Genomic DNA, 7,573 nt, shown 5'->3' with positions numbered 1-7,573 from the left:
CACAGTTAAGACTGTTTTCAGGGATGAGGGGGTTTTGGTTTCAACATCTCCACCACCTCATCGGGAAACCGTTGTCTTAATTCTGCTTCGGGTAATTGGGATAACATCCTCAGATAATTCCGATAAAAGGTTTGGGTATGGGGATGATTCTCCCCTAATCCTTGGGTAGCAATATTAATCGCTTCTAGATAGAGAGGTTCTGCTTCTTCGTACCTGCCTTGGGAATCGTACAATGCTGCTAAGTTGTTGAGGGAATTTGCCACATGGGGATGATTGTCTCCTAAGAGTAGTTTAAACAAATCTAAAGCTTCTAGATGGAGAGGTTCCGCTTCTGTGTACCTGCCTTGGGAACGGTACAATTCTGCTAAATTGTTGAGGGAAAGTGCCACATCGGGATGATTGTCTCCTAAGAGTCGTTTACACAAATCTAATGCTTCTAGATAGAGAGGTTCCGCTTCTGTGTACCTGCCTTGGGAACAGTACAATGCTGCTAAACTGCTGAGGGAAGTTGCCACATCGGGATGATTGTCTCCTAAGAGTCGTTTTAACAAATCTAATGCTTCTAGATAGAGAGGTTCCGCTTCTGTGTACCTGCCTTGGGATTGGTACAATAGTGCTAAATTGTTGAGGGAAAGTGCCACAGAGGGATGATTGTCTCCTAAGAGTCGTTTTTTCAAATCTAATGCTTCTAGATAGAGAGGTTCTGCTTCTGTGTACCTGCCTTGGGAACGGTACAATCCTGCTAAATTGTTGAGGGAAGCTGCCACATGGGGATGATTGTCTCCTAAGAGTCGTTTATACAAATCTAATGCTTCTAGATAGAGAGGTTCCGCTTCTGTGTACCTGCCTTGGTAATAGTACAATGCTGCTAAATTGTTGAGGGAAGCTGCCACAAGGGGATGATTGTCTCCTAAGAGTTGTTTTGTCAAATCTAATGCTTCTAGATAGAGAGGTTCCGCTTCTGTGTACCTGCCTTGGGATTCGTACAATAGTGCTAAATTGTTGAGGGAAGTTGCCACATGGGGATGATTGTCTCCTAAGCGAGTTCGAGTTGCGGTTAAACAATCTTGATAGTAAGGTTCAGCAATAGCATACAATCCTTGTCCTTTATAATAACGAGCTAAACCCGTATAGGACCATAATAAATCCTCATCAGCGATATATTGGGGATATTCCCCGACAGATGCTTGTAGATGGAGAAGGAAAGGTTTAAATTCTTCAACGATTTCTATAGTTGTATCCTGTGGCATTTCTGCCGATTTTTTGGCCATAATCCCACAATAACGGCGTTTTGCTGGTTCTGCGTGGGGTGATGCTTCTAACTTATCCCGAAAATAGCGACGCAACAGGGGATGAATTTCATACCAACCATCACCCTTATCCTGAACTAAACTCAGGTGAACTAAACTATCGGTTAACCATTCCTCCACTGTATCCCCATCTTCATCGGGAAATAAATCCAGAATCATTCCCTTGGGAAAGGGCGCAAGAGCGAATAAACTGAGGTAAAGTGCCAAAATTTGCGCTTCTGGTTCGCTATGCAACTCCTCCCAACTGAGATTAAAGGCAGCTTTTAACCCTCTTTCCGCAGTCATTTCCCCATGAAACTTGGGATTTTTGTCTAAAATTGGCTCATCTAAGCCTTTTTCGGCTAATTTCTCCCGTATTTTGCTGATTTTCCAATCCTTTCGCCGTACCAGCAACCTTGCCACCAATTCTAACCCTAAGGGTAAATAACCTAAATCCTGACATAATAATTTAGCTGCCTCGATTTGTGTGTCAATTCTGTTGTCTTTAAGGTAGGAACGCAATAAATCAAGTGCATCTTTTTCTTTTAATACTTCTACCCGAAAAGTCGCAATTGTCGCTGATAAATATTCCTTGCGAGTGGTAATTAAAACCTGAAAGCGTTTGTCTTCTTGCGGTGGTAAATAATCCCTAATTTGCTGATAATCCCGCACATCATCAAAAATAATTAGGACATTTCCCGCTAACCAGTTTTGCCAACAATAACGAATTTTTACGTCTAATTCTCCCTCATCCGGTAAAGTTAATTTGAGATGTACCCGCGCAAAATCTAAAATAGAAGTACCGATAAAACCGCCGTCACTCTCTGCCACATTTAACCAACATATACCCCCCGGATAGGCTTTTTCTCGCCATTCTTGCCAGCCAAACTGTCTGGCTAGTTCGGTTTTACCTATGCCTCCCATTCCCGTTAAGGTAGATATAGCAAGCTTTTGGGATTGTTGTAATTGCTTTTTTAAGTCAATTAATTCCTGAGCTCTACCAACAAATTTAGGGATATTACTATTAGATAAATTGTGAGGATGTTGTTTAACCTGTTCCTTAACAGGCGGCTGCAGTCAGGTTTTATTAATGTTTATAGTTGCTGCTTGATAAACTTCACTAACCTGACCCTGATTCTGTAAATTTTGACCTCCATAATTAGTCTGGTTCATACTACTATTATCCTGAATTTTCAAGGATTGAATTTCTGTTGCTAAACCCTTGACTTTTTCGGCAAAATCTGCTTCATCATTCATGGCAACCTTTAAATAATCTGCTACTTTTTCTAGATCAGTTTTTGACCCTTTTTCAGCAGCTTGTAAAGCTTTTTCAGCATTAGAATTAGCCTTAAGTTTATTCCAGATGATTTGCCGCAAAGTATTAATTTTTTCTAGAGCAGCTTCGGTAAATTTTTCTACAGTAGTCTGAAATACCAAAGCAACAATTGTCGCCACTGTTATCGGTTCCATAGATAAAATCGGGGTGATGAGGGTTAACTTTATTATATTATTGGGTTTTGATTTTTTCCCATAATATAGGTATTTTAGAAATTGCTTCAGTGGTAAATTCCTGTACTGCTAAAGTAAACTTGTGGTTAAGGGAGCATTCATGATTCAGTCCTTATTTTAGCTTTCATAATTTTATTCTGCCTTATTTTTCTCGATCAATCACAGTCCATGACACAATCACAGCATCAGTCTAAACTGTGATTGAAATGATTGAATGAATACTATGATTATATTGTATTCAGCAACCTTTTATCAATAATCAATCACAGTCCATGACACAATCACAGCAATCACAGTCAAGACGGCATGGGAGAGGAAAGATCCGTGTTATCGTAAAAATGGGGATAGATGGGGAGTTTGGTCTTGCAAAATCGGCAAATAGGGATAAAATCAAAACAAGTTAATTTTTTCCTTACCATATCATGTTAACCCCATCGGATAGTAAATTATCTAAGCAGCAGCAGATTCTCTCGGCTGTTTCCGACGAAGAAGAACAGCTTAAACAGCAAAGGATTCAGGAAGTGCTATTGTTAATAGATAGTTTATTCCAAAGAGAGGAAACGACTTTTAGGATTATCATCGACTGTCTTTACGATGTGGGTTCGTTAAATTTAATTAATAAAAAGTTTCATAGTCGTTACTTAAATTTTATTATGAAAGCGATCGCTCGTTTTTCTAAGCCTATGTTCAGAATTTATGCTCTCTATTGGGTGAAAAAAAATAGCCCCAAATTAATTACTAATTGGTTGGCTAGTAAGGTTAAATTCTAGATCGATCCCCCCTTAATCCCCCCTTGATAAGGGGGGTGCCTATCCCCCCTTGATAAGGGGGGTGCCTATCCCCCCTTAATCCCCCCTTGATAAGGGGGGGAACTGACGAGTTTTAACACCTAACCACTTATAAACCCCAGAGACAGTAATCAGCACCAAGAAAAACTGTTTTGGCAAACCCTAGCTAGGGACTTAAATTTGCACCTGTCTGAGATGACGACGGGGATCGGTGGTACACTGAGATTTAATTTTCTCGTATAATTCCCGTTCGATCGCCGTTAATTCTTTGGGAGTATCGATGACAATTTTGACTAATTGATCGCCGCGTTGTCCTTTATTATCGATCCAACCTTTGCCGCGTAAGCGCAGGGATTGACCGGAACGAATACCGGCGGGAACTTTTACCGTCACCAGGCCATCGGGGGTAGGAACTTCAATTGCTGTGCCTAAAACCGCCTCATCGGGAGTAATCGGGACTTCACAGGTTAAATTATCGCCTTCAAAAATAAAGAAAGGATGGGGTTCTAATTCCACATCGAGAAATAGATCTCCCCGTTGTTTACTCAAGGGATCAATTAGTCCTTTACCCCGTACCCGGAGACGATTACCGGTTTTGGTTCCTGGGGGGATTTTGATATCGATCATTTCTCCGGCTAAATTAACCCGTTTTTGTACTCCTCGTAAAGCTTCCCCAAAACTCAGACGCAGTTTAGCGGTGGAGATACCAGAAGTGACGGATTGCGGTGCAGTACGAGCACCGGCAAAGTCGTTAAAATTGCTAAAATCGCCAAATCCTCCCCCCGGAGTCCCGTAGGAATGGGAACGGGGGCGAGTACCGCCGGGGCGACCCATGCGACCGAGCAGTTCATTGATAAAATCATCAAAGGTGTTGTACTGGCTAAAGTCAAAACCGTCGGAACCAAAGTCAACCCCCGGATTACCACCCGGCCAATTCGATCGCCCGGCCTGTTGCCAATATTGTCCAAATTGATCGTATTTTTGGCGTTTTTCGCTATCGGAGAGGACTTCGTAAGCTTCGCTAATTTCTTTAAAACGTTCTTCGGCGCTTTTATTGTTAGGATTGCGATCGGGGTGATATTTGACGGCTAATTTGCGAAAAGCTTTTTTAATTTCTTCGGCGCTGGCAGTTTTACCTACTCCCAGAACGGCATAATAATCTTTATAATCTGCGGCAGGCATCGATACGCTATCTCCTTAGCAATGAGGATTCAGTCGGGATATTCCTAATCTAACTTAATTTTATCGTTGATCACTGAAAGGGAAATTGCCGACGACGACGATACCAAGTTCCCACACCTACTAACAGAGCAATGAGGGTAAAAGCCACCATTAGGGGCAATATATCGCCTTTTCCTAAAGATTTTAAACCCGCACCCATCATGACAAAGGGTAAAATTCCGGGGACAGTGCCTAATAAAGTACCGATGAAATAATCGCGAAAACGGATAGAAGTTAATCCCGCCACAAAGTTAACGATACCGTAGGGAATAATCGGTAATAGACGGATAGCAAACATATAAAATAGGCCGCCTTGCTGCATTTCTGCATCGATCGCTTGCCATTTTCCCTGAAATTTTTTGGCGGTATATTCCCGGCCAATAGTACGGGTAAAAGCAAAGGCAACTATAGCGGCCACCAAAGCGGCGATCGTTGTCCAAACCGTTCCCATAACTACCCCAAAGATCGCGCCACCAGTGAGGTTTAAGGGGGTAGAAGGCAGAATTAAAATTGTCCCGATCGTATAGAGAATAATATACAAAATGGGGGCCATAATTCCCATTTGTTTTAACCAGATCTGTAATTGTTGGGAGTCGATACCACCGAGCAGATAAACTCCCATCGCTGTGGCGATAATACAAATTATGGTTAGGATAATAACAGTACTTTTAGTTTTAGACATTTAACGGCAATTTTGGGCTAAGTGCGGATTATAAAACATAAGATGCAGCCAGGGTTTATATTTTCCTATTGCCAAAAATTCAGTTAATCTCCTCGATAACCACGATCGAAAAACCATTGACTTTATAGCGATCAGCAATTACTGCCCCTTGCTCCACAGACCAACAATTATAATCGGTTTCTGCCCAAGCGGCCGTGTCAATAATTCTTACCCAACGATAATTATTGGATGGGGAGGGAAGGCGAAAATCCACCGGCAGATGATACATATTAATTAACACCAAAAAATCGTGATCACCGACGGCACTACCATCAATTAAAAACCAAATACAGCGATCATCGGCAGTTAAATCGCTAACCCCATCGGGTTTTTTAAATAAATAAGTGACATCATTGCCCGCATCGAGAACCATATCGCCATAGCGGTGCTGTTTAAGGGCTATATGATTGTTTCTTAAGTGAGCAATATAAGCGGCAAAAATAAATAAAGGATTGCGTTCTTCTTGATTAGTTCCCGTGCCAAAATTATTATGATAAGGTTCCCGATAACCGGTGGGCAGTAGATGGGGTGAACGGGTGGCAATCATATCATAATTATTCCAAGTGGCGACACTATCAATATTGTAGGGATTATTATTACCATTTTGGCTGCGGCCAAATTCATCGCCCCAGACAGTCATGGGAACACCGCGAGATAAAAATTGCATCGTCCAAAAGTTGCGTAATCTTTGGCGACGTAAGGCCTGATCACCTCCAGAATCCCAAGAATCGTTATTAGTATTGCCGCCATCGGAAGGACCAAAGGGCCAGGGAGTGAGGTTATTTTTATTGTTATAACTGACCAAATCCATCAGGGTAAAACCGTCGTGGGCAACAATAAAATTGATCGATTTTTGTGGTCCGCCTTGGTCATGAAAATTGTGATAATCTCCGTTCACCTGTTCGATGAATTGAAAAGTATTACCATCTCCCTTGCAAAAACGCCGGATTGCATCGCGATAACGGCCATTCCACTCGCCCCAACCCGATGGGAAATTACCTACTTCGTAACCCCAGATATCCCAAGCTTCGGCGATCATTTCAGCATCGTATTTCTTGCCTAATTGCTCGATCTTTTCTAGCAAAGGATGTTTAGGAAAGAATTGTTTTTGCTTGTACCAATCTTCTCGTTCATGACTAGAAGGAGTTCGACCGAGGACGGGGGCCAGATCAAAACGAAAACCATCAACTCCCATGGTTTCTAACCAATAGATGAGGGAATCAAGAACCAGATTACAGGTGACAATATGGGAAAAGTTTAATTGATTTCCGCAGCCAGTGGCCCCATCGACTAGATAATGTTCGTCGGTGAGTTGATAGTATTCCACCACATCAAAACCACCAAAACTAACAAATCCGGTGACATCGTTGCTGCCCCAATTGCCCCCTTCTCCGGTGTGATTATAGACCACATCGAGATAAACTTCCATACCTTGGTTGTGGAAAGCTTTGACCATGGCCTTAAACTCTCTGGTGGGTCCCCCGGGGGAGCGATCATAAGCATAACGGCGATCGGGAGCGAAATAACCAAAGGTCATGTAACCCCAATAGTTACCGCCGGGGCGATCGTCGGGGTTATTATCGTTAGCGGTTTCCTGGACCGGTAAGAGTTCGATCGTGGTAAATCCCAGCGCTTTCAGATATTTGGCCATATAGCCGGCCCCCGCATAAGTTCCTCTGTACTGGTCGGGAACGTTGGCCACTTCCTCAAAACCCCTAATTCCCTTGAGAATATCTTCCAAACGACTAGCGGAGGGGTGATGACTTAAACCGCGCACATGGGCCTCGTAAATGATCGCTTTTTCGGACCCCAGACGGGGACGAGTACCGGTAGAAGTCCCATCCGGCGCGATCACAATGCCTTTGGGCGACCATTTACCCGTATCGTATTGCCGCCGGATCACTCCTTTGTAGTCCCCTTCTCCCGTGGCATAGATTCCCGCATTTTCTCCGGCCGCGATCATGGCCGGGGTTTCAAGGTCGTGGGAAAGTTCTCGCGCGTAGGGATCGAAGAGGACTTTATTGGGGTTAAAACGATGGCCGAAA

The 7,573-nt window shown here is 43.0% G+C and carries 6 protein-coding genes; 1 reads left to right on the top strand and 5 read right to left on the bottom strand.

Annotation, left to right across the window (positions count from 1 at the left end; translation table 11 throughout):
- Positions 1–17: 17 nt before the first annotated feature.
- Both IQ242_RS11635 and IQ242_RS11630 read right to left on the bottom strand, forming a co-directional pair.
- On the bottom strand, positions 18–2,213 hold the full coding sequence (locus IQ242_RS11635; RefSeq protein WP_193960084.1) for a tetratricopeptide repeat protein: 2,196 nt from the start codon (positions 2,211–2,213) through the stop codon (positions 18–20).
- A gap of 153 nt (positions 2,214–2,366) precedes the next feature.
- The gene (locus IQ242_RS11630) at positions 2,367–2,759 is read right to left on the bottom strand and encodes a hypothetical protein (protein WP_193960083.1); all 393 of its coding nucleotides are present in this window, start codon (positions 2,757–2,759) and stop codon (positions 2,367–2,369) included.
- 461 nt (positions 2,760–3,220) lie between these two features.
- Between IQ242_RS11630 and IQ242_RS11625 the strand changes: the two genes are divergently transcribed.
- Complete coding sequence (locus tag IQ242_RS11625; RefSeq protein ID WP_185237515.1) at positions 3,221–3,568, top strand: hypothetical protein; 348 nt, start codon at positions 3,221–3,223, stop codon at positions 3,566–3,568.
- A 192-nt stretch (positions 3,569–3,760) separates the two neighbouring features.
- On the opposite strand, the gene IQ242_RS11620 is transcribed toward IQ242_RS11625, so the two are convergent.
- The 3 genes from IQ242_RS11620 to IQ242_RS11610 all read right to left on the bottom strand — a co-directional run.
- Complete coding sequence (locus IQ242_RS11620) at positions 3,761–4,768, bottom strand: DnaJ C-terminal domain-containing protein (RefSeq protein WP_193960082.1); 1,008 nt, start codon at positions 4,766–4,768, stop codon at positions 3,761–3,763.
- A gap of 70 nt (positions 4,769–4,838) precedes the next feature.
- The gene (locus IQ242_RS11615) at positions 4,839–5,489 is read right to left on the bottom strand and encodes a TVP38/TMEM64 family protein (RefSeq protein ID WP_193960081.1); all 651 of its coding nucleotides are present in this window, start codon (positions 5,487–5,489) and stop codon (positions 4,839–4,841) included.
- A gap of 79 nt (positions 5,490–5,568) precedes the next feature.
- On the bottom strand, positions 5,569–7,573 hold a 2,005-nt coding region (locus IQ242_RS11610), incomplete at its 5' end, for an alpha-amylase family glycosyl hydrolase (RefSeq protein WP_193960080.1).

It is taken from the genome of Microcystis sp. LEGE 08355 (genome assembly GCF_015207185.1).
In the GTDB taxonomy this organism is placed as follows: Bacteria; Cyanobacteriota; Cyanobacteriia; order Cyanobacteriales; family Microcystaceae; genus Microcystis; species Microcystis panniformis.
Note: the sequence above shows the minus strand (reverse complement) of the source record. Positions and strands in the feature narration are given on the sequence as shown.